At 73.5% G+C, this 18,343-nt stretch carries 20 protein-coding genes; 9 read left to right on the forward strand and 11 right to left on the reverse strand.

All coding sequences use genetic code 11. From position 1 onward, the window contains the following. Positions 1-12: 12 nt before the first annotated feature. Positions 13-1,011: a cytochrome d ubiquinol oxidase subunit II gene (cydB, locus tag M8C17_RS00135; RefSeq protein WP_252414052.1), complete on the reverse strand. Its 999-nt coding sequence runs from the start codon at positions 1,009-1,011 to the stop codon at positions 13-15. A 14-nt stretch (positions 1,012-1,025) separates the two neighbouring features. Next, positions 1,026-2,441, reverse strand: coding sequence for a cytochrome ubiquinol oxidase subunit I (locus tag M8C17_RS00140; RefSeq protein WP_252414053.1), 1,416 nt, complete (start codon positions 2,439-2,441; stop codon positions 1,026-1,028). Positions 2,442-2,640: 199 nt separating this feature from the next. Here M8C17_RS00140 and M8C17_RS00145 point away from each other — a divergent pair, with 199 nt between their 5' ends. From M8C17_RS00145 to M8C17_RS00160, 4 genes are all read left to right on the forward strand, one after another. After that, the gene (locus M8C17_RS00145; RefSeq protein WP_252415037.1) at positions 2,641-3,414 is read left to right on the forward strand and encodes a 1-acyl-sn-glycerol-3-phosphate acyltransferase; all 774 of its coding nucleotides are present in this window, start codon (positions 2,641-2,643) and stop codon (positions 3,412-3,414) included. Between the two features lie 145 nt (positions 3,415-3,559). Beyond that, entirely contained in the window at positions 3,560-4,327 is a 768-nt protein-coding gene (locus M8C17_RS00150; protein WP_252414054.1) for a glycerophosphodiester phosphodiesterase, read from the forward strand. Between the two features lie 17 nt (positions 4,328-4,344). Further along, on the forward strand, positions 4,345-5,736 hold the full coding sequence (locus tag M8C17_RS00155) for an MFS transporter (protein ID WP_252414055.1): 1,392 nt from the start codon (positions 4,345-4,347) through the stop codon (positions 5,734-5,736). A 52-nt stretch (positions 5,737-5,788) separates the two neighbouring features. Further along, a complete protein-coding gene (locus M8C17_RS00160; RefSeq protein WP_374556509.1) occupies positions 5,789-6,505 on the forward strand; it encodes a thymidine kinase in 717 nt (238 codons plus the stop codon). On the opposite strand, the gene M8C17_RS00165 is transcribed toward M8C17_RS00160, so the two are convergent. Together M8C17_RS00165 and M8C17_RS00170 are read right to left on the reverse strand one after the other, a co-directional pair. Next, positions 6,472-7,626: a low temperature requirement protein A gene (locus M8C17_RS00165; RefSeq protein ID WP_252414056.1), complete on the reverse strand. Its 1,155-nt coding sequence runs from the start codon at positions 7,624-7,626 to the stop codon at positions 6,472-6,474. The two genes, M8C17_RS00160 and M8C17_RS00165, sit on opposite strands and share 34 nt — an antisense overlap. Before the next feature lie 52 nt (positions 7,627-7,678). Continuing rightward, positions 7,679-8,137 carry a hypothetical protein gene (locus M8C17_RS00170; RefSeq protein WP_252414057.1) on the reverse strand — a complete coding sequence of 153 codons (459 nt, stop codon included), beginning with the start codon at positions 8,135-8,137 and terminating at the stop codon, positions 7,679-7,681. A gap of 147 nt (positions 8,138-8,284) precedes the next feature. Here M8C17_RS00170 and M8C17_RS00175 point away from each other — a divergent pair, with 147 nt between their 5' ends. The 3 genes from M8C17_RS00175 (at position 8,285) to M8C17_RS00185 (ending at position 11,639) form a co-directional block, all read left to right on the forward strand. After that, the gene (locus M8C17_RS00175) at positions 8,285-9,988 is read left to right on the forward strand and encodes an acyl-CoA dehydrogenase family protein (RefSeq protein ID WP_252414058.1); all 1,704 of its coding nucleotides are present in this window, start codon (positions 8,285-8,287) and stop codon (positions 9,986-9,988) included. Between the two features lie 30 nt (positions 9,989-10,018). Beyond that, positions 10,019-11,191: a PQQ-like beta-propeller repeat protein gene (locus tag M8C17_RS00180; RefSeq protein ID WP_252414059.1), complete on the forward strand. Its 1,173-nt coding sequence runs from the start codon at positions 10,019-10,021 to the stop codon at positions 11,189-11,191. 76 nt (positions 11,192-11,267) lie between these two features. Then, positions 11,268-11,639 (forward strand): VOC family protein, encoded by a 372-nt coding sequence (locus tag M8C17_RS00185; RefSeq protein ID WP_252414060.1) that lies wholly within the window; start codon positions 11,268-11,270, stop codon positions 11,637-11,639. Between the two features lie 36 nt (positions 11,640-11,675). Here the strand turns inward: M8C17_RS00185 and M8C17_RS00190 are convergent, their stop codons facing one another. Further along, positions 11,676-12,674 carry a tyrosine-type recombinase/integrase gene (locus M8C17_RS00190; protein WP_252414061.1) on the reverse strand — a complete coding sequence of 333 codons (999 nt, stop codon included), beginning with the start codon at positions 12,672-12,674 and terminating at the stop codon, positions 11,676-11,678. 104 nt (positions 12,675-12,778) lie between these two features. Here M8C17_RS00190 and M8C17_RS00195 point away from each other — a divergent pair, with 104 nt between their 5' ends. Continuing rightward, positions 12,779-13,843, forward strand: coding sequence for a YafY family protein (locus M8C17_RS00195; protein ID WP_252414062.1), 1,065 nt, complete (start codon positions 12,779-12,781; stop codon positions 13,841-13,843). Here M8C17_RS00195 and M8C17_RS00200 read toward each other — a convergent pair. The 6 genes from M8C17_RS00200 to M8C17_RS00225 all read right to left on the reverse strand — a co-directional run bounded on the left by M8C17_RS00200 (position 13,833) and on the right by M8C17_RS00225 (position 17,017). Continuing rightward, positions 13,833-14,258: an Hsp20/alpha crystallin family protein gene (locus M8C17_RS00200; RefSeq protein ID WP_252414063.1), complete on the reverse strand. Its 426-nt coding sequence runs from the start codon at positions 14,256-14,258 to the stop codon at positions 13,833-13,835. The genes M8C17_RS00195 and M8C17_RS00200 overlap by 11 nt on opposite strands. 102 nt (positions 14,259-14,360) lie before the next feature. Continuing rightward, positions 14,361-14,855, reverse strand: a complete 495-nt coding sequence (locus tag M8C17_RS00205; RefSeq protein ID WP_252414064.1) for a GNAT family N-acetyltransferase — start codon at positions 14,853-14,855, stop codon at positions 14,361-14,363. Between the two features lie 46 nt (positions 14,856-14,901). Continuing rightward, positions 14,902-15,333 carry a DUF6069 family protein gene (locus M8C17_RS00210; protein ID WP_252414065.1) on the reverse strand — a complete coding sequence of 144 codons (432 nt, stop codon included), beginning with the start codon at positions 15,331-15,333 and terminating at the stop codon, positions 14,902-14,904. 75 nt (positions 15,334-15,408) lie between these two features. Beyond that, complete coding sequence (locus M8C17_RS00215) at positions 15,409-15,885, reverse strand: MarR family winged helix-turn-helix transcriptional regulator (protein ID WP_252414066.1); 477 nt, start codon at positions 15,883-15,885, stop codon at positions 15,409-15,411. Between the two features lie 52 nt (positions 15,886-15,937). Beyond that, positions 15,938-16,453, reverse strand: a complete 516-nt coding sequence (locus M8C17_RS00220; protein ID WP_252414067.1) for a DUF2087 domain-containing protein — start codon at positions 16,451-16,453, stop codon at positions 15,938-15,940. 57 nt (positions 16,454-16,510) lie between these two features. After that, positions 16,511-17,017: a MarR family winged helix-turn-helix transcriptional regulator gene (locus M8C17_RS00225; RefSeq protein WP_252414068.1), complete on the reverse strand. Its 507-nt coding sequence runs from the start codon at positions 17,015-17,017 to the stop codon at positions 16,511-16,513. 66 nt (positions 17,018-17,083) lie between these two features. Here M8C17_RS00225 and M8C17_RS00230 point away from each other — a divergent pair, with 66 nt between their 5' ends. Beyond that, a complete protein-coding gene (locus tag M8C17_RS00230; RefSeq protein WP_252414069.1) occupies positions 17,084-18,322 on the forward strand; it encodes an MFS transporter in 1,239 nt (412 codons plus the stop codon). Positions 18,323-18,343: the final 21 nt, after the last annotated feature.

Below are 18,343 nucleotides of genomic sequence, written 5' to 3' on the forward strand. Positions count from 1 at the left end.
GCACCCCGCCGGTCAGTGCTGCGGGATGTTGGCCACGCCGATGCGCTTGCGGAACACCCAGTAGGTCCAGCCCTGGTAGGCCAGCACGACCGGGGTGAAGATCACCGCCACCCACGTCATGATCTTCAGGGTGTAGGGGGTGGAGGCGGCGTTGGTCGCCGTCAGGGTGCCCGCCGCGTCCAGCGTGGACGGCAGCACGTTCGGGAACAACGCCGCGAACAGCGTCGCCACCGCCAGGCCGATCGCCACGGCCGTGCCGGTGAACGCCCAGCCCTCCCGGCGTACCCGGGCGGCGGCCAGGCCACCGAGCAGAGCGAGGGCCGCGCCGACGGCGAGCACGACGGCGGCCGCGCTGGAGCGGATGCTCAACGTCCAGGTCAGGAACCCGACCGCGAGCACGGCCGCGCCGACGCCCAGGCGCACCGCGAGGGCGCCGGCCCGCTCGCGGATGTCACCGGTGGTCTTCAGGGCGAGGAACACCGCGCCGTGGGTGAGGAACAGCGCGAGGGTGGTCGCGCCGCCGAGCAGGGCGTAGGGGTTGAGCAGGTCGACCAGACCGCCGACGTACTCGTGGTCGGCGTCCAGCGGCACTCCGCGCAGGATGTTGGCGAACGCGACACCCCACAGGATCGCCGGCACCAGCGAGCCGACCACGATCGCCGCGTCCCAGCGACGCTTCCAGGACACCTCGGGGCGCTTGTGCCGGTACTCGAAGGCCACCCCGCGGGCGATCAGGGCCAGCAGGATCAGCAGCAGCGGCAGGTAGAAGCCGGAGAACAGGGTCGCGTACCACTCGGGGAAGGCGGCGAACATGGCGCCACCGGCGGTGATCAGCCACACCTCGTTGCCGTCCCAGACCGGGCCGATGGTGTTGATCAGGACGCGGCGTTCGCGGTCGTCGCGGCCGAGCACCGGCAGCAGCATGCCGACGCCGAAGTCGAAGCCCTCCAGGATGAAGTAGCCGGTGAACAGCACGGCGACGAGGAGAAACCAGATGGTGGTCAGTTCCACGATGGGCTCCGGGATCAGTAGGCGAAGGCGAGCGGACGCTCGGCGTCGTCGGTGGTGTCGTCGATGGGGGGCTGTTCGCTGACGTCGGGCACGCCGGCGCGGGCGTAGCGCAGCAGCAGCTTGACCTCGATCACGGCGAGCGTGGCGTAGATCAGCGTGAAGGCGGTGAACGAGGTCAGCACCTCGGCCAGCGAGACGCTGCGGGACACGCCGTTGCGGGTGAGCATCTCGCCGAAGACGATCCACGGCTGACGGCCCATCTCGGTGAAGATCCAGCCGAAGGAGTTGGCCAGCAGCGGCAGCACCGGCATGGCCAGCCCGGCGCGCAGCAGCCACTTGCTGCTCGGGGTACGGCCCTTGCGCTGGCTCCACAGCACCAGCAGGGCGATCGCGCCGGCGGCCATCCCGAAGGCGATCATGAAGCGGAAGCTCCAGTAGGTCACCGGGATGATCGGGGTGTAGCTGCCCGCGCCGTACTGGCTGGCGTACTGGGCCTGGAGGTCGTTGATGCCGTGCACGGTGCCGTTCGGGTCGCCGGTGCCCAGGTACGACAGCAGGTACGGGATCTTGATGGCGAACAGCTCGCGGCTGCCGTCGAGGCTGCCGACGGTGAGCACCGAGAACGAGGCGGGGCTCTCGGTGGTGTAGAGGCCCTCGGCGGCGGCCATCTTCATCGGCTGCACGTCGGTCATGATCTTGCCCTGGATGTCGCCGGTGAACAGCACGGCGGCGGAGGCGACCAGGACCACCCAGGAGCCGAACTTCGTGGCGAAGCGGTAGGCGCCGGTGTCGGCGGAGTCGCGGTTGCGGATCAGGTGCCACAGGCCGACGGCCACGACCAGCGACCCGGCGACGAGGAAGGACCCGGCCAGGGTGTGCGGGAAGGTGACCAGGGCGACCTTGTTGGTCAGCACCGCCGGGAAATCGGTCAGCTCGGCGCGGCCGGTGTCGGCGTTGATGCGGTAGCCGACCGGGTTCTGCATGAACGAGTTCGCGGCGAGGATGAAGTACGCGCTGAGGTTGGTGCCGATCGCGGCGGCCCAGATGCTGGCCAGGTGCGCGCGCTTGGGCAGCCGGTCCCAGCCGAAGATCCACAGGCCGATGAAGGTGGATTCGAGGAAGAACGCGACCAGCGCCTCGATGGCGAGGGGGGCGCCGAAGATGTCGCCGACGAAGCGGGAGTAGTCGCTCCAGTTCATGCCGAACTGGAACTCCTGCACGATGCCGGTGACCACGCCCATGGCAAAGTTGATCAGGAACAGCTTGCCGTAGAACTTGGTGAGCTTGAGGTAGCGCTCGTTGCCGGTGCGGTGCCACATCGTCTGCAGGATGGCCACCAGCACGGACAGGCCGATGGTCAAGGGCACGAAGAGAAAGTGGTAGACGGTGGTGACACCGAACTGCCAGCGGGCAACGTCCAACGCGTCCACCTGAAACCCCCAGCCATCCGTACTACGAGACGTAGTAAATACTACTGCTCGTCGTAGAGAGATGGGCAGGGCCGGCCGGCCCGATCCGGCCCGGGACCAATGACCCTGATCACCCCGGCCTCCCGGCATGGCAGCCGCCGTGGGCAACCCGCCGACCCGCCCTCGCGACCGTGCCGCCGCGTGCGACGATGGCGCGCTGATGGACACCGCGCACTCCCCCTGGCAACCGCCGCTGATCTGGCGCGCCGCCCAACTGCTGGCCCGGGCCCTGGTCGGCCTGCTGGCCCGCCTCGAGGTCACCGGCGACGTCCCCGCGCACCTGCGTCGCGGGCCGCTGGTGCTGGCCGCCAACCACATCAGCCCGTTCGACCCGGTGGTGATGGTCGCCGCCTGCCGGACCCGCGGGGTGGCCCCCCGGGTCATGGCGACCGCCGGGCTGTTCCGCGCCCCGGTACTCGGCGCCCTCATGCGGCGAGCCGGACACATCCGCGTCGACCGGGGCACGGCCGCGGTGCACCGGGCCCTCGACGACGCGGCCGCCGCCGTCGCGGGAGGGTCGGTGATCCTCATCTACCCCGAGGGGCGGATCGGCCTGGACCCCGGCATGTGGCCCGAACGCGGCAAGACCGGAGCCGCCCGGCTCGCCCTGACCTGTGCCGCCCCGGTCATCCCGGTCGCCCAGTGGGGAGCCCACGAGGTACTGCCCTATCGGGCGCCCCGAGGAATGCTGCGCGGCATCGCCCGCTCGCTGTGGCGCCGCCCGGTCATCAGGGTGCACTTCGGCGAGCCCGTCGACCTGGGCGAGGCGACCGCCGGCAGCCCCGGCGCCGCCCGCCGGGCCACCGACCGGATCATCGACGCGCTCACCGACAGCCTCGCCCCGCTGCGCCCCGACGAACCCGACACGCCGCGACACGTCGACCCGGGCCGGCCGAGCGACCTCGGCCGCGTGCACCGCCGCCACTCGGCCTGACGCCAACCCCAAGATCGGCTCGGCTTCCTGAAAACCGGGGCATCGGTGCGACCCGGACACCCCGCCTTCCCGGAAGCCGAGTCACGAGCATGATCGTCGCCGGCAGGTCACCCGCGGTCCACCGGCGGCGGGCATACTGCGTCGCGTGCTGACCCGACCCGGCTACCTCGACGCGCCCGCGCCGCTGGCGTTCGCCCACCGCGGCGGCGCCGCCGACGGCGACGAGAACACCACCGAGGCGTTCGCCCGCGCCGTCGGGCTGGGCTACCGGTACGTGGAGACCGACGTGCACGCCACCGCCGACGGCGTGGCGGTGATCTTCCACGACCCGACGCTGGCACGGCTCACCGGCGAACCGGGGCGCATCGCCGACCTGCGCTGGGCCGACCTCGCCTCGGTACGGGTCGGCGGTGCCGCCGTCGTACCCCGGCTCGACGAGGTGCTGGGCGCGTGGCCGCAGGTCCGCTTCAACATCGACGTGAAGGCCGACGGCGGCGTCGAGCCCACGGTCGCCACCGTGACCCGGGCCGGCGCCGCCGACCGCGTCCTGCTCGCCTCGTTCAGCGACGCCCGACTGACCCGACTGCGGGCCCTCACCGAGGGGCGGGTCGCCACCAGCCTCGGCATGCGCGGGGTCGCCCGGCTGCGGCTCGCCTCCCTGCACGGCCGACCGCTGCGGCTGCCCCCATCGGTGGTCGCCGCGCAGGTGCCGCCGAGCTACGGGCGGGTGCCGGTGGTGGACCGCCGGTTCCTCGACTACTGCCACCGGATCGGCCTGCAGGTGCACGTCTGGACGATCGACGAGCCCGCCCAGATGCACGAGTTACTGGATCGTGGCGTGGATGGCATCATGACCGATCACGTCGGCGTGCTGCGCGACGTCTACCGCAGCCGCGGCCACTGGGCCGCCTGACCGTCGAAGGACCCCCGATGGCCGAGACCGTGACCCCCACGGTGGACGACACCCCGCCTCCGGCGAGCACTCGCCGGGAGCGGCGCGGCTGGTACATCTACGACTGGGCCAACTCCGCGTTCCAGACCACCGTCATCACGGTGTTCCTGGGCCCGTTCATCACCACCGTCGCCGAGCTGGCCGCCGGTTGCCAGTTGGGCGCGGACACCTGCGAGGGGTACGTGCACCCGCTGGGCATCCGGGTGGCGGCAGGGTCCTACTACCCGTACCTGATCTCGCTGTCGGTGTTCCTCACCGTGTTCGTGCTGCCGGTGATCGGGGCCATCGCCGACCGGTCGGCGCACAAGAAGCGGCTGCTCGGCGGCGCCGCGTTCACCGGCGCCGGCGCCACCATGGCGATGGCCTTCGTCACCGGCGACCGCTACCTGCTCGGCGGGGCGCTGTTCCTGATCGCCAACATCTCCTTCGGCGCGGCCATCGTCGTATACAACTCGTTCCTGCCGCAGCTCGGCGGCCCCGACGAACGCGACGGCATCTCCAGCCGCGGCTGGGCGCTGGGCTACCTCGGCGGCGGCCTGCTGCTGGCGTTCAACCTGGTCGCGGTCACCCTGCTCAGCGAGGACGACAACCCGCAGCGCACCCTGGACCTGGCCCGCTGGTCGATCGTGTCCGCCGGGGTGTGGTGGGCGGTGTTCACCCTCGTGCCGCTGCGCTGGCTACGGGAACGCCCCAGCGCGGCAGCGCTGGCCCGCGGCGGCAACGTGCTCACCGACGGGTTCCGGCAGCTGGGTCGCACCCTGCGCGAGGTCAAGGCGTACCCGTTGACGCTGTTCTTCCTGCTGGCGTTCCTGGTCTACAACGACGGCATCCAGACCGTCATCACCCTCGCCAGCCAGTACGGCACCGAGGAGTTGCGGCTGCAGCAGGGCCACCTGATCATCACCATCCTGCTGGTGCAGTTCCTCGCCTTCGGTGGCGCCCTGAGCCTCGGCGCGCTGGCACGGCGCATCGGCGCCTGGAAGACCGTGCTGCTCAGCCTGGTGCTCTGGACCGGTGTGATCATCGGCGCGTTCCGGCTGCCCGCCGAGGCGCCGGTGCCGTTCATGGTCCTCGGCGCGGCCATCGGCCTGGTCCTCGGCGGCAGCCAGGCGCTGAGCCGGTCGCTGTTCAGCCAGCTCATCCCGGCCGGCAAGGAAGGCGAGTACTACGGCTTCTACGAGATCAGCGACAAGGGCACCAGCTGGCTCGGCCCGCTCGCGTTCGGCCTGGTGTTCCAGCTCACCGCCTCGTACCGGGTGGGCCTGGTCTCCCTGCTGATCTTCTTCGTGGTCGGGTTCCTGCTTCTCCTGGCCGTGCCGATCCGCCGGGCCATCGTCGCCGCCGGGAACACCCCGCCCCGGGTGCTCTGACCAGCACGCGCCTGCCCGATCGGCCCTGGTCGATCAGATAGGCTGCCCGACCGTGACCGACGACGCCGCCACAGCTCCCACCTGCCTGGCCCACCCGTTCCCCGGCCAGCCACACGCTCCGGCCGGGTGCGCGGCCGCGCGCGGGCTCGACGGGCGTCCGGTGCACGCCGCCGCGTTGAAGTTCTTCTGGGGGCCGATGGACTGCGGCAAGTCCACGATGGCGCTGCAGATGAACTACAACCACGCCCGGCAGGGCCGGCGCGGGCTGGTCACCACCCGCATCGACCGGTCGCTCGGCCCGCAGGTCACCACCCGCATCGGTCTGGCGCACGAGGCGATCGAGGTCACCGACGACCTGGACCTGCGGGCACTGGTCCGGGGCCGGTGGGCCGACGGCGTACGCGTTGACTACCTGATCTGCGACGAGGCGTGCTTCTACACCGTCGAGCACGTCGAGCAGATGGCCGAGCTGGTCGACAGCTACGACGTGGACGTGTTCGCGTTCGGCCTGGCCACCGACTTCCGGTCCTGCCTGTTCCCCGCCACGCAGCGGTTGTTCGAGCTGGCCGACGAGGTGGCCCGCATCCAGGTCGAGGTGCTGTGCTGGTGCGGTCGGGAAGGGCTGCTCAACGCCCGGGTGGTCGACGGCCGGGTGGTCCGCGAGGGCGCGCAGGTCGTCATCGGCGACACCGTCGACACCGCCGACGTGCGCTACCAGGTGCTCTGCCGGCGGCACTACCGCAGCGGTGACCTCGGCCCGCGCGACTGAGGCATCCGCCGCCCCGCCGCCCGGTCGGCCACGATCACCGCGACCGTGACCAGCAGCGCCGCCCCGGCGGCCACCGCGACGGGCACCCGAAGCGCGACCGCTGCCGGCGTCAGCGCCACCAGCAGCAGCGCCGCCGCGATCCGGCTGATCGGCAGGGTCCGCCACAACACCGCCTTGTAGGCGGCGTGACCGGCGAGGAACAGCGCCGGGCCGCCCAGGGTGAACAGCGCGGCGGCCGGGGTGGCGGGGGCGCCGGGTTCGCGCAGGAGCTGCTCGTCGCCCGCCGAGGTGACGATGATGCCGGCGACCATCACGGGGTGCAGGTAGTTGAACGCCAGCCGGCCCAACGCGCCGGTGCGCTCACCGGCGCGCGTGATGACCTCCGCCGCCGCCGGTGCCGACCGGGCGAAATACACCCACCACAGCGCCACCGAACCGGCGAACGCCAGCACGAAGGCCCCGGTCATCGTCAGGTTCAGGTGCTGCGCGAGTGTGCTCCCGGTGACCAGGATCGACTCACCCAGGGCGATGAGGATGAACGCCTGGCACCGCTCAGCCAGGTGCCCGCCCTCCACCATCCACCGCTCGGCGGGGCTACGGCCCAGACCGGGCACCGGGAACCCGGTCGACAGGCCGATCACCTCGATCACGATCGCCGCCGCCCACAGCGCCTCCTGGAAGGCTCCGCCGACCACGGCGCCGAGCACCACGAGCAGCGACGTCCCGGCGAACCACGGCAGCGTCTTCCGGAACCCGTCGACCAGCCACGGTTGGCCCTGCACCGCCCACAACCCGAACACGGTGCGGCCCATCTGCATGGTCACGTAGACCAGCGCGAAGACCAGTCCGCCGCCGGCGAACACCTCGGGGATCGCCGCCGAGAGCAGCAGGCTGCCCAGCATGAGCGCGATCAGCAGTGCCCGCACCGGTGCCTGGTCGGGTCGCAGCCAGTTCGTCCCCCACGCGGTGTAGATCCACACGAACCAGACCAGCGCCAACAGCAGCGCGGTCCGTGCGGCGCCACGCCAGTCCGGGTGCGCGATCAGGTAGTGCGCCAACTGGGTGATCGTGAAGATGAAGACCAGGTCGAAGAAGAGCTCCGCCGACGTTGTCGGCTCCACCCCCCGACGCTCGCGGAGCAACCAGGGCCGCTTCAGCCGGACGACCGGCGGCTCAGAAGGGGTCACCGCACACCCGCCAGTCCCCGCTCTCGCGGATCACCGGAAGGCGACGTTCCTCGCTGACCCCACCGGCACGGGTCAACCGCACCGTCACCGTGCCGTGCGGACGTCCACCCTTGGTGGCCACCGACACGTCGGTGATCTCGTAGTCGGTGACCATCGGCGGCGTGCGCACCCAGCTGGTGAAGCCGATCGCGCTCCACCGGCTGCGCGCGTCCTTGCACAGCCGCTCGTACGCCCCGTTGGTGTCGCCGACGGCCACCTCGTTCAGGAACCCGTCGGCGGTCTCCCGGATCGGGCCGGCGGCCTGCCGCACGGTCTGCAGGTTCCAGGCCCCCAGCCCGGCCACCCCGACGCAGCACAGCGCCACGCCGAACCCGGCGAAGGCCAGCCCGGTGCGCATCGGGCGGTGCCGCCGGGCCGGTCGGCTCCACGGCTGGCCGGCACCCACGACTACCGACCGTAGAGAACGTCGTCGCACGGAATCACGACAAGCGGGAAATCGGGTCCGCCCGGTACGCGGGTGTGCCCTGTTCGGACCGGCCACGGATCGTCTACCGTCGGCGCACACCCCCGAGCAGTGCCAGGGAGCCGATCGATGAACCGCTTCGTGCAGCCGGTACCACCCCCCGCCGACCCGTACGCCGACGACACCCTGCTGCGGTCCTGGCTGGAGCGTCATCTCGGCCCGGCCGGGCACGCCGCCGCGAAGGGTCGCCTCGCCGACCTGGCCGCCGACGTCACCGGGCCGCTGCGCGCGGCACACGCCGACGCCGAGGCGCACCCGCCGACGCTGGTCCGCTACGACCCGTGGGGCGCCCGCGTCGACCGGATCGAGGTGTCGGCCGGCTGGCAGGCGCAGCGCGCCGCCGCCGCCCGGCACGCCGTGGTCGCGCTGCCCTACCTGCCCGACGCGCGCGGCACCTGGGGTGCGGCCGCACGGGTCGTCCAGCACGCCCTGCTGCACCTGTACGGCCCGGAGTCGGCGACGTTCTCCTGCCCGGTTGCCATGGCGGACGGGGCGGCGGCGCTGCTCAGCATGCCCGACGTCGACTCCGGCGTCCGCGACGCGTGGCTGCCCCGGCTGGTCTCCACCGACCCGGCCACGGCGATCACCAGCGGGCAGTGGATGACCGAGTCGCAGGGCGGCTCCGACCTGGGCCGCTCCAGCACCATCGGCCGACCCGCCGCCGACGGTTCGTGGCGACTGACCGGGGAGAAGTGGTTCTGCTCCGCCGCCGACGCCGCGATGGCGGTGGCGCTGGCCCGCCCGGAGGGCGCCGGGCGCGGCAGCCGGGTGCTCGCCCCGTTCCTGGTGCCCCGGTACGCGGCCGATTCGCCCCTGGCCGACGGGACCCCGGCCGACGCGCCCGCGCCGGGTGTCACCGTGCACCGGCTCAAGGACAAGCTCGGCACGCGGGCGCTGCCCACCGCCGAGATCGGCCTGCGCGACGCGTACGCCGTGCCGCTGGGTGACCCGACGGTCCCCGGCCTGACCCGGGCGATGACCCTGGTCGTGGTGACCCGGGTGCACAACGCCGCCGCGGCGGCCGGCGGCATGCGGCGCGGCCTGGCCTACGCCCGGGCGTACGCCGACGTGCGTCACGTCGCCGGCGGTGCGCTGGCGTCCTCGCCGCTGCACCGGGCCACCCTGGGCACCCTCGCGGTCGACGCGGCGGGCGCGTTCGCCCTGGCCGGGCACGCCTTCGCCCTGCTCGGCCGGGTCGAGGTCGGCGCCGACCCGGCGGCCGCCGCGGAGCTGCGCATCGTGGCGCCGCTGGCGAAGCTGGCCACCGGCCGGCTCGCCGTCAGCTGCGCCAGCGAGTACGTGGAGAGCTTCGGCGGAGCCGGCTACGTGGAGGACTCCGGCGTGCCCCGGCTGCTGCGCGACGCGCAGGTGCTGCCGATCTGGGAGGGCACCACCAACGTGCTGGCCCTGGACGTGCTGCGCGCGCTGGCCCGCGAGGACGCGGGGGCGCCACTGTTGAGCCGGCTCGCCGCCGCCGTCGACCTGGCCCGGCCGCTGTCGCCGGCGTTGGCCGACACCCTCGCCACGGCCGCCACCCAGCTGGGCGACACCGTCCGCGCGGTGACCGCCAACCCGGGCGACGCGGCGGTGCTCGCCGGCGCTCGCGGCCTGGCGCTGCGCCTGGCGTACGCGCTGACCGCCGCCCTGCTCGTCGAGCACGCCGCGTGGGGTGACGAGCAGGCGGAGCTGGCCGCCCGGCTGTGGGCGCGACGCTGGCTGCGACACGAGGAGATCGCCGAGGACGCGCACCACCACCTTGACCTGCTCTGCTGACCGGCCGGCGCGAGGGGGCGGGCGGGCACCATGTCGGTGCTGATCGAGCTGGGCGACGAGCGGGGCGCACCCCCGGACGACCCGAAACCGCCGCCGGGAACGTCCCGGCGGGCCCGGATGGCGGTGGTGCTGGCGGCGTGCACTCTGCTCGGCGGCGCGGCCGCGCCCACCCACCTGACTGCCCGCGTCGGGCCGGCGCTACCCGCCCGGGCGACCGTGCTCGGCGCGGGTCCGCTGCTGCTGGTCGTCGACCCCGGCACCGACCCGCCGGCGCTGAGCGCCTACGACGCCACCGCGCCGCACCGCTCGGCACGGTGGCGGGTCACCCTGCCGCCGGCCACCGGATGGTCCGCCGACGCCACCGGTGACCTGCTGCTGCTCACCGAACGCGACCAGGTCCGCCGGGTGACCGCGACCACCGCCCTGTCGGTACGCACCGGCCAGCCGCTGTGGCGGCGACCCGAGCGGGTGTACGCGGCCGGCGACGCGGCGGTGGCGGTGAGCGAGGTCCGCAGCGCCTCGGAACCGGGGCGCCGGATCGAGGGCGTCGTGCACGGCCTCGACCTGGCCACCGGCGCCACCCGATGGACGGTGCCGGTGCCCTCCACTGCCGTGCTGAGAGTGCTGCCGGCGACGCCCGGTCGGTTGCTCCTGTTGCAGGACGACGGACTGGCCCGGGTCCTCGACGCCCGAGACGGCAGCGTCGGCGGGCAGGGACGGCTGCCGCCGGCCGACTACGGCCCGGACAATCCCCAGGTCATCGGCGGGCACCTGGTGCTGCGCCACCCGACCGGCAGCGGGGTGGCGCTGACCGGCTACGACCTGCCCGGGCTGTCGCCGCGCTGGCGGGTGCCGGTCGAGCCAGGCGAGCTGACCCTGCGGCCCTGCGAGGGCCTCATCTGCGGGCACGACGAGAACGGGCGGTGGGCGATCGATGCGGGCACCGGCGCGCTGGCCTGGACGTGGCCGGCCGGGGCGCGCTGGCACACCGTGGCCGGCGCGCGGATCAGCACCGAACCGCTGGTGCTGTTCGGGACCGCGTCGGACGGCCGGCGCACCCTGGTCGCGACGGTGGGCCGGGACGGCCCCCGGGTGACCGCGGTCCTGCCGGCGGGGCTGACCGACTGTCGGCGGGCCGGCACCGGGCTGATCTGCCGCGATGGCACCGCCCGGGTGACGGTGTGGCCGCTCGACCCACCCTGACCGCCGGTGCGGAAAGACGGGAAAACGCCGGCGTACCTGACAGTGGTTGGCAGGTACGCGCGGGCAGACTGCCGCTATGACGACAACCGCAGACCTCGCCATGGTCAACCTGGACAGCTCCGACCCGGCCGCGCACGCCGCGTTCTACCACCGGGCGTTGGGCTGGGAGATCACCCACAGCCAGGCCGAGTACGCCATGATCAGCGGCGGTGGTGTCTCGATCGGCTTCGGGCTGGTCGAGGGCTACCAGCCGCCGTCCTGGCCGGACCCGGCCGGCGGTAAGCGTTACCACCTCGACCTCTACGTCGACGACCTCGCGACCGCCGAGAAGGAGTTCGTCGCAGCGGGCGCGTCGAAGCCCGAATTCCAGCCCGGCGGCGACCGATGGGTGGTACTCACCGACCCGATCGGTCAGCCGTTCTGCATCTGCCCCCGTCCACAGGGCTGAGTTTCCCGCCGCCGCCGGTCACCGCGGGTACGACGCTCAGCCGCGGCGGCGGGACCGGGCCGCCCACACCACGTACGCCGGGTCGCGGTCGAGGTTGTGCCGGTCCCGGTCGTAGCGGCGGGTGGTACGCGGATCGGCGTGCCCCATGGCGTCCTGCACGTCCTCCAGCGGGACGCCCTCGGAGCGGGCGGTGGTGGCGAAGGCGTGCCGCAGCGAGTGCGGGGACAGCCTGGCCCAGGCCGGGATGCCGGCCGCCCGGGCCAGCCGGCGGACCAGCCGGAACACCGAGTGCCGGTCCAGCCGGGCGCCGCTGGCGGTGACCAGCAGCGGCCCGGTCAGCTGCGGCACCGGCACACCGGTGGCGGCGGCCCGCTGGGCCAGGTAGGCGTCCACCGCGTACCCGGTGCCCGGGGTGAGGGCGCGGCGGCGCGGTTTGCCGCCCTTGCCGACGAAGCGCACGCTGCGGTGCCCGCGTTCGGTGCCCAGGTCGGTCAGGTCCAGGGAGATCAGCTCGCCGACCCGCAGGCCCAGGTCGGCCAGGAGCGCGATCGCGGCGCGGTTGCGGACGGCCGTCGGGCCGGTGTCCGCGTCGGCGGCGCTCAGCAGCGCGTCGACCTCCTCCGGGGTCAGGCCGACCGTGGCCGAGTGGTCCCGGTCGACGCGGGGCCGGTCGGCGCCGGCGACCGGGTTGGCCGGCAACGCGCCGAGCTTGACGAGGAAGTCGTACCAGCTGGACAGCGCCGAGAGCCGGCGCGCCACGGTCGCCGGGGTCAGTGGGCGGCCGCTGCGGGCGCCGAGGGTGGACTCCAGCGCCCGGGCGTACTCGTTGACGTGCAGGAAGGTGGCGTGCAGCGGGTCCAGGTCGCGGCCGGCGCACCAGGTGAGCCAGCCGGTGATGTCGCGCCGGTACGCGTCGCGGGTGTGCTCGGACAGCCGCCGGTTGCGCAGCCACGCCTCGGTGACGTCGACCGGCCCGCCGGGCAGCGCCGGTCGGGGGGTCGGGCGGGCCAGCACCGGCAGGTCGGAGGACACCATGTGAAAAAGGTTCTCAGCTCCTGGTGGGTTCACGGTGAAGGCGCGCCGAGGCCACCGGGGGTGCGGCCGGTGTCCGGGCGCGGCGTGCCGGCTACCGTCGGGCGGTGCGCGCCAGCCGGTTGGTCTCCCTGCTGCTGCTCCTGCAGACCCGGGGACGGATGACCGCGCCCGAGTTGGCCGAGGCCCTGGAGGTCTCGGTCCGGACGGTGTACCGGGACGTGGAGTCGCTCGGCGCCGCCGGCGTTCCGGTGTACGCCGAGCGCGGCCCGGCGGGCGGGTACCGGCTGCTCGACGGCTACCGCACCCGGCTGACCGGGTTGACCGCCGGTGAGGCCGAGGCGCTGTTCCTGGCCGGCGTTCCGGGGCCGGCCTCCGAGCTGGGACTGGGGGCGGTGCTGGCCACCGCCGAGCTGAAGTTGCGGGCCGCCCTGCCGACGGACCTCGCCGACCGGGGCGGGCGGATCCGGCAGCGGTTCCACCTGGACGCGCCGACCTGGTTCCGCGAGCCCGAACCGACCCCGCATCTGGCCGCCCTGGCCGGCGCGGTGTGGGAGGACCGCCGGATCCGGGTGCGCTACCGGCGGTGGCGGGCGCCCCGGGAGGTGACACGGACCCTCGATCCGCTCGGCGTGGTGCTCAAGGCCGGCCGGTGGTATCTGGTCGCCGCCGCGGACGGGCAGGCCCGCACCTACCGGGTGGGCGCCATCCTGGACCTGACCGTGCTCGACGAACCCGCCGACCGGCCGGCCGGGTTCGACCTGGCGGACTGCTGGCGGGAGCACACCGAGCGCTACGAGAGCAGCGTCTACCGCGCGGAGGCAACGGTACGGATGACCGTGGCCGCCCTGGCGCGGACGGTGCACCTGCTCCCGCCGGCGATGAGTCGCGCGGCGCACGAGGCCGCCGGCGCACCGGACGCGGACGGCTGGGTGGTCACGACCGTGCCGATCGAGTCCATCCGGCACGGTCACGTCGAGCTGCTCAAACTCGGCGCGCAGGTGGAGGTGCTCGCCCCGGCCGAGCTGCGGGACCTCCTCGCCGACACCGCCCACGCGCTCGCCGCGCTCTACCCACCAACCGGCGCCGCGCGCGCGGAGCAGCCGACGGGTGGTGACGCCGATGGGCCGGGCGGGCCGGGCGGCCCGCCCCGAGCATCGGTCAGGCGTTGATCTGCCGGCGTCCGTCGCCGTTGGCGTTGATGGTCACCCGGCGGGGCTTGGCGCGCTCGGCGACCGGGATGCGCAGCGTCAGCACCCCGTTGTCGTAGCCGGCCTCCAACTTGTCGGTGTCCAGGGTGTCGCCCAGGAACAGCCGCCGGGTGAACGTGCCCATCGGGCGTTCGGCGGCGACCAGTTCGACGCCGTCGCCGGAGGGCCGACGCCGCTCGGCCCGGACGGTGAGCACGTTGCGCTCGACGGTGCAGTCGATGGTGTCCGGGTCGACGCCGGGCAGGTCGAACGCGGCGTAGAAGTAGTCCCCGTCGCGGTAGGCGTCCAGGTGCATCATCGCCGGACGGGTGGCCGTACCGAAGAACTGCTCGGCGAGCCGGTCAACCTCGCGGAACGGGTCGGTACGCATCAACATCGTTGTGCCTCCTCGGTTCTCCTGGCCGAAGGTGATGAGTTGAGTCCGGGTGACTCAACTTCCTCTTCTGTTTTAACGCCACGGCAGGCGAGCGTCAAGCCCTCAGCGAAGCCGCTTCTCGAACCAGTGGTGGGCGTACGGGCCGTGCGAGTACGCCGGGATCTCCACGTAGCCGTGCCGGGCGTACAGGGCACGGGCCTCGACCAGGTCGGCGCGGGTGTCCAGCCGGATCCGGTCCGCCCCGGCCGCCCGGGCGTGCCCCTCGACGGCGGCGAGCAGCACGGCGCCCCCGCCCGCGCCACGGTGTGCGGGGCGGATGAACACCCTGGTCAGCTCGGCCCAGTCCGGCCCCCACCGCAGCCCGGCGCAGCCGGCCACGTCCGCGCCGTGGTGAGCGAGCAGCAGAAGGCCGGTCGGGTGCGCCAGGTCGTCGCTCGGCATCTCGGCCAGGGCCTCGTCGACCTCGCCGGGCAGGGCCGGGCGGCGGTGGTAGCGGACCACCATCTCCGTCATGTACTCGCGCAGCAGACGGACCGCGTCAGGCTGGTCGGGTCGGACGGGGCTGGTCACCCAGGTGGGTCGGATGGTCGTGGTCACCTGTCGATCATCAGCGCCCGGTCAACGCGTTTATGCGCCGGACGGGCTACCGGCGTCGGGCTGGCAGCGCGGCGATCAGCGCGACCGCCACGGCCACGTGCATGGCGCCGAGTGCGACCTTCGCGCCGGCGGTGGCCTCGACACCGAACAGCGGACCGAAGGAGAGCAGTGTCACCAGGACGGCCAGCGAGATCCAGACGAGGCGGGCGACCCGGGGCGCGAACCGCTCCAGCAGGGCCAGGGAAACCCAGCCCAGCAGGGCCACGCCGAGGCTGATCCCGATGATCTCGCCCGCGCCGATGACCATCGCCGGTTGACCCGGACTCTCGACGGTGTAGTCGACTCCGCCCACCTCCCCGATCCCCCAGATGGCCAGGCAGGCCAGGACGGCGGCGGCGACACCGAGGGCGCGGCGGCGCAGAGACGAGGTGACGCGGGCGGGGGCGGTGGTGACGGCGGGTTCGGCGGTCGCGCTCATGACGGCTCCTTGATCGGGGGCACGAACAAGTGAGACCGTATCAGATAGTTCCGTACGAGACTATCTCCTTCAGAACTAACACCCGGAGCGAGCTCCCGGCGCGTACGGGGAGGTGTTCGCCAACGGGCCGGTCACCAACGCGGTGAGCGCGCGCAAAAAGGCGTCCCGATCCTTCTCGGGCAGCGTGGCGAGGAGATCGGCCTGGATGCGGCGCACGACATCCTGCGCTCGTTCCAGGACCCTCTCCCCCGCAGGGGTTACCGCAACCAGCCGGGCCCGGCGGTCCGTGGGGGCGGGGCGACGCTCGGCGAGCCCGGCCCGCTCCAACTGGTCGAGGGTGACGACCATGGTGGTCTTGTCCACGCCGCACCGCTCGCCGATCTCCCGTTGGGTCAGGACCCCGGTACGGGCCTGCGCCAACACGTAGTGCGCCCGCGGTGAGATGCCCAGCTCGGCCAGGCCAGCGGCGTGCTCGGTCTGCAGCGCGTGACTGGCCCAGGAGAGCAGGAACAACAGGTCGGGTGAGCCGTCGGCGGGCGTGCAGGAGGTCATGCACGGAGGCTAGCAACATGCTCCGAGTCGGGACGGTTCGCGCAGCGGACGATCAGGCCCGCTGGTAGATCCCGTGCTCGCGGGTGAGCAACCGCTCGTCGATCAGGTAGCGGCGCAACGTGACGTGGTCGGAGCCGCCCGCGGCGCACCACGGCTTGAGCGCCTCGTCCACCGCCCGCTCGGGGTATCGCGTGCCCGGCTCGAAGGACCGCTCGGCGATGTGCGCCAGCAGCACGCGCCGCCGGCCGCGCTGTGCGGGCAGGCCCACCAGCACGTCGTCGCGCACGAAGGTGCGCAGTACCGGGTCGCCGGCCGGTTCGGCGTCGTCAACCGGGCGGCGGTCGCGCGCCGCCGCCCGCAGCGACTCCTCGTCGACCGCGAGGGCGCCGTCGGAGCCGGTCACCAGGCCGGCGTCGGTGAGCCGGTGAATCCCGGTGTGCACCGCGCGCGCCGGCAGGTCGGTCCGTTCGGCGACCTGCGCCGCGCTGGTCGCGCCGAGCACGATCGCCGCGAAGACCCGCCGTCGTCCGTCGTCGGCCAGGGCACCGGCCAGGGCATCCGCTGTCACGCCGGTCACCCTCTCATCGGGGTACGCGGACCGCCAGGCGATTTCGGGCGCGGGCGTTCAGGCGGGGTCGGTCGGCTGTTCGGCGACGAGCAGGACCCGCCGCAGCAGGTCGGAGAGCAGTCGCCGTTCGGCCGGGGTCAGCGCGCCGAGCAGCCGGTGCTCCTCGGCGCCCCGGACGTCCATCGCGCCATGCCACGCGGCGCGGCCCGCGTCGGTGAGTTCCACGTCGACGCGACGCCGGTCGACAGTGGACGGGGCTCGCCGCACGAAGCCACGCGCGACGAGGTTGTCGACCCGTGCGGTGATCGAGGCCGGGGCCATCGCCAGGTCAGCGGCGAGTTCCGAGGGCGCGGCACGTCCCTGCCGGCCGGCCAGTGCGTGCAGCGTGTCGTACTCGTGTGCCGGCAGGTCGAAGTCCGCGAGGACCCGCTCCTTCACCGTGCGCAGGTGCCGGGTCAGGACACCCATCCGGGTCACGGCGCCCTCGACGTCGACGTCGAGGGCGGGCAGGACGGGCAGCCAGCGCTCGACGTGCTGGTCGACGGAGTCGCGGGCGGTGGTCACCGGCCCAGTCTATCGCAGTCAAAATATTCGTTGACGAAATATTCGATGTCGAAGTAGCTTGTGGTGGTGACCAACCCACTGCGTGTCAGCTCCTTCCGGCTGCTGTTCCTGGGCCGGACCGTCTCCTCGGTCGGTGACGCCGTGGTGCCCGCCGCGCTGGCCCTGGCCGTGCTGCGCGCCACCGGTTCCACCAGCGCCCTCGCCGTCGTCCTCGCCGCCGCGATGGTCCCCCGGCTGCTCCTGCTGCCCCTCGGCGGCGTCGTCGCCGACCGGTTCGACGCCCGCCGGGTCGCCCTGGCGGCCGACCTGGTCCGCTGCGTGACCCAGCTCGCGGTCGGCGTGGAACTGCTCGGCGGCGACCCGTCGCTGACCACCATCGTGGTGGCCTCGGCGCTCGGCGGCACCGCCTCGGCCTTCGCCATCCCGACCGCCTCGCCGCTGGTCGCCGGCACCGTCGAGCCGGCCGCCCGGCAGCGGGCCAACGCCCTGCTGGGCGTCACCGCCAACACCAGCCGGCTCGCCGGCCCGGCGCTCGCCGGGCTGCTGATCTGGGCCGCCGGCCCCGGCTGGGCGTTCATCATCGACGGCGCGTCGTTCGCGCTCAGCGCCGCTCTGCTCGCGCTCATCCGCGTCCGGCACGTACCCGTGCCCCGCCGTTCCGTCCTCGCCGACCTGCGGCACGGCTTCGGCGAGGTACGCGCCCGCGACTGGTTCTGGACCAGCCTGATCGGGCACGGCGTGTGGAACGGCGCCGCCGCCGTCCTGATGACCCTCGGCCCGGCCATCGCCATCGACCGCCTCGGAGGCGAGGCGACCTGGGTGCTGCTGTTGCAGGCCGGCGCGATCGGCATGCTCACCGGCTCACTGCTGGCCGGGCGCGTCCGGCTGCGCCGGCCGGTGCTGCTGGCCAACCTCGGGCTGGCCAGCTACGCCGCGCCGCTGCTGCTGCTCGCCTTCGCCGCGCCCGCCCCGGCGGTGATCGTCGCCTACGGGATCGCGTTGACCGCCCTCGGCTACCTCAACCCGGTCTGGGAGACCGTCGTGCAGCACCAGTTCCCGCCCGAGGTCCTCGCGCGCGTCACCTCGTACGACTGGCTGGTGTCGCTGGGCGCGATGCCGCTGGGCTACGCCCTGGCGCCGCTGGCCGCCGACGCGTTCGGCGCACCCCTGCCACTGGCGGTCGCCGGCCTGCTGGTCCTGGCCGCCTGCGCCGGCACCGCCCTCGTCCCCGGCGTCCGGCGGCTCACCTGGCCGGCCGAGGCGGCGACGCCACCACCTGCGGCCGAACCCGCCGCCGTCCGCTGAACCGCAGGCCCGGCCGCCCGA

Source organism: Micromonospora sp. RHAY321 (assembly GCF_023896955.1).
Lineage (GTDB): Bacteria > Actinomycetota > Actinomycetes > Mycobacteriales > Micromonosporaceae > Micromonospora.

Excerpts from the sequence above, each read along its gene's own strand:
- M8C17_RS00145 (WP_252415037.1), top strand. The coding sequence starts at position 2,641 with ATGGACACCGCGCACTCCCCCTGGCAACCGCCGCTGATCTGGCGCGCC.
- M8C17_RS00155 (WP_252414055.1), top strand. The coding sequence starts at position 4,345 with ATGGCCGAGACCGTGACCCCCACGGTGGACGACACCCCGCCTCCGGCG.
- M8C17_RS00175 (WP_252414058.1), top strand. The coding sequence starts at position 8,285 with ATGAACCGCTTCGTGCAGCCGGTACCACCCCCCGCCGACCCGTACGCC.
- M8C17_RS00180 (WP_252414059.1), top strand. The coding sequence starts at position 10,019 with ATGTCGGTGCTGATCGAGCTGGGCGACGAGCGGGGCGCACCCCCGGAC.
- M8C17_RS00185 (WP_252414060.1), top strand. The coding sequence starts at position 11,268 with ATGACGACAACCGCAGACCTCGCCATGGTCAACCTGGACAGCTCCGAC.
- M8C17_RS00190 (WP_252414061.1), bottom strand. The coding sequence starts at position 12,674 with ATGGTGTCCTCCGACCTGCCGGTGCTGGCCCGCCCGACCCCCCGACCG.
- M8C17_RS00200 (WP_252414063.1), bottom strand. The coding sequence starts at position 14,258 with ATGTTGATGCGTACCGACCCGTTCCGCGAGGTTGACCGGCTCGCCGAG.
- M8C17_RS00210 (WP_252414065.1), bottom strand. The coding sequence starts at position 15,333 with ATGAGCGCGACCGCCGAACCCGCCGTCACCACCGCCCCCGCCCGCGTC.
- M8C17_RS00215 (WP_252414066.1), bottom strand. The coding sequence starts at position 15,885 with ATGACCTCCTGCACGCCCGCCGACGGCTCACCCGACCTGTTGTTCCTG.